At 77.5% G+C, this 2,514-nt stretch carries 2 protein-coding genes and 1 pseudogene; all 3 read left to right on the forward strand.

The features are described 5' to 3' along the window. Positions 1 to 390: pseudogene (locus tag NWP09_RS12405) on the forward strand (enoyl-ACP reductase); the annotation flags it as partial. A 55-nt stretch (positions 391 to 445) separates the two neighbouring features. Beyond that, complete coding sequence (gene hemE / locus NWP09_RS12410; RefSeq protein ID WP_258275809.1) at positions 446 to 1,558, forward strand: uroporphyrinogen decarboxylase; 1,113 nt, start codon at positions 446 to 448, stop codon at positions 1,556 to 1,558. Next, on the forward strand, positions 1,555 to 2,514 hold a 960-nt coding region (gene hemG / locus NWP09_RS12415), incomplete at its 3' end, for a protoporphyrinogen oxidase (protein ID WP_258275810.1). The genes hemE and hemG, both read left to right, overlap by 4 nt.

A 2,514-nucleotide genomic window follows, 5' to 3' on the forward strand; every position in this document is an offset into this window, starting at 1 on the left:
GCGCTCGCCGCGGCGATGGCGACGCCGGGCCTCCGGCGCCTCGTCGACGCCGCGCTGCCCGCTCCGGGCGAGGGGCCGACGGAGGAGGTGCGCGAGCGCGGTCGCTTCCGCATGGTCACCACGGCCGCGACCGAGCGCGGCGATCGGCTCGAGGCGGCCTTCGCGGCCACCGGCGACCCCGGGTACGCCGCGACGTCGGTCATGCTCGGCGAGGCGGCGCTCGCGCTCGCGGTCGACGGCGAGCGGTGCGCGCGCGAGGGGGGCGTGCTGACGCCGGCGGTCGCGATGGGCGACGTGCTCGTCGAGCGGCTTCGTGCACGGGGCTGCACGATCGGCGCGCCCGCCGCGCCGCTCGGCGAGCAGGCGCCGCAGCGCGGCGGACCGTCATAGCGATCCCACAGGCCAGCGCCCGCCCCCCTCTCCGCGCGCGTGGGACAATGGAGCGATGCCCGCGCTGCCCGAGACCCACCCGCTCAACACCCGCACCGGCGCCTCGCCCCTGGTGCGGGCGTACCGCGGCGACCGCCCCGAGACGACCCCGGTGTGGTTCATGCGCCAGGCGGGCCGGTCCCTGCCCGAGTACCGCGAGCTGCGCGCGCGCACCGACGGTCCCGGGCGCGACATGCTCGACACGTGCCTCGACCCGGCGCTCGCGAGCGAGATCACCCTGCAGCCCGTGCGCCGCCACGGCGTCGACGCGGCCATCTTCTTCAGCGACATCATGGTGCCGCTGCGCCTCGCGGGCGTCGACGTGCGGATCGAGCCGGGCGTCGGGCCCGTGGTGGCCACGCCCATCCGCACCCCCGACGACGTCGAGCGGCTCGTCGCGAACGACCCCGCCAGCCTCGACACCGCGCTCGAGCCGGTGCGCGAGGGCGTGCGCCGGACGATCGCGGGGCTCGCGGAGATCGGCGACGGCACGACGCCGCTCATCGGCTTCGCCGGCGCCCCCTTCACGCTCGCCGCCTACCTCGTCGCGGGCCGCCCCTCGAAGGACCACCTCGAGGCCCGCACCCTCATGCGCGCGCACCCCGACGCGTGGGACCGCCTCACGCGCTGGTGCGCCGACGTCACCGGCCGCTTCCTGCGTGCGCAGGTCGAGGAGGGCGCGAGCGCCGCGCAGCTGTTCGACTCGTGGGCGGGCTCGCTCCCGCTCGAGCAGTACCGCGAGCACGTCGCCCCCGCCTCGCGCCTCGCGCTCGACCGCGTGCGCGACCTCGCCGACGCATCCGGCCGTCGCGTGCCCCTCGTGCACTTCGGCGTCGGCGCGGGCGAGCTCTACGGCGCGATGGACCTCGACGTCGACGCGATCGGCGTCGACTGGCGCGTGCCGCTCGACGTCGCGCTCGAGCGCATCGACGCCGACGTCACGGTGCAGGGCAACCTCGACCCCGCGGTGCTCGGCGCGCCGTGGGAGATCATCGTCGCCGCGATCGACCACGTGATGCTGGCCGGCTCCGTCGCGCGCGCGCACGTGTTCAACCTCGGCCACGGCGTGCCGCCGACGGCCGACCCCGCGGTGCTCACGCGCATCGTGCAGGCGGTGCACGCACGGTGACCGACGGCGCTCGGCTCGATGCGGCGGGGGCGGATGCGTCCGCGCCCGGCGGCGCGCCGACGCACGACACGATCGTGGTCGGCGGGGGCGTCGCGGGGCTCACCGTCGCGCACGACCTCGCGGCCCGTGGCTACCGCGTGCTCGTGCTCGAGGCGGCCGACCGCCTCGGCGGCGTCGTGAGCGCGATCGAGGTCGACGGGCTCGCGCTCGACGCGGGCGCGGAGTCGTTCGCGACCCGCGGCGGCGCCGTCGCGGCGCTCGCGGCCGAGCTGGGGCTCGGCGACGACATCGTCGAGCCGAACCCGGCGGGCGCGTGGCTGCGGCTCGAGGGCCGCACAGTGCCGCTGCCGAAGCACACGCTGCTCGGCATCCCCGCGGTGCCGCTCGCGCAGGACGTCATCGACGTGCTCGGCTGGGGCGGCGCGCTGCGCGCCTACGCCGACCGGCTCATGCCCGTGCTCAAGATCGGCAAGGACGACGCGCTCGGCCCGCTCGTGCGCCGCCGCATGGGGCGGAAGGCGCTCGACCGGCTCGTCGCGCCGCTCGCGGGCGGCGTCTACTCCGCCGACCCCGACCTGCTCGACGTCGCCATCGTCGCGCCCGGGCTCAACAACGCGATCACGCGCGCGGGCTCGCTCTCGGGCGCCGTCGCGCTCGTGCTCGAGGAGCGCGCCGGCTCGGCGCAGGCGGTCGGCAAGCCCGGCGCAGCGGTGCAGGGCATCCGCGGCGGCATCCACCGCCTCACCGCGGCGCTCGCCGAGCGCGCGCGCGAGCACCGCGCCGAGCTCCGCACGGGCGTGCGCGTCGCGTCCGCCCGGAAGACGAGCACCGGCTGGCACGTGCAGACGGATGCGGGCGGCTTCGACGCGTCGTCGCTCGTCGTCGCGCTCCCCGAGGGCGAGGCGCGGCGCGTGCTCGACGGCGCCGGCGACGGCTCGGAGGACGGCGGATGCGTC

Origin of the sequence: Agrococcus sp. HG114, assembly GCF_024723325.1 — a bacterium.
Lineage (GTDB): Bacteria > Actinomycetota > Actinomycetes > Actinomycetales > Microbacteriaceae > Agrococcus.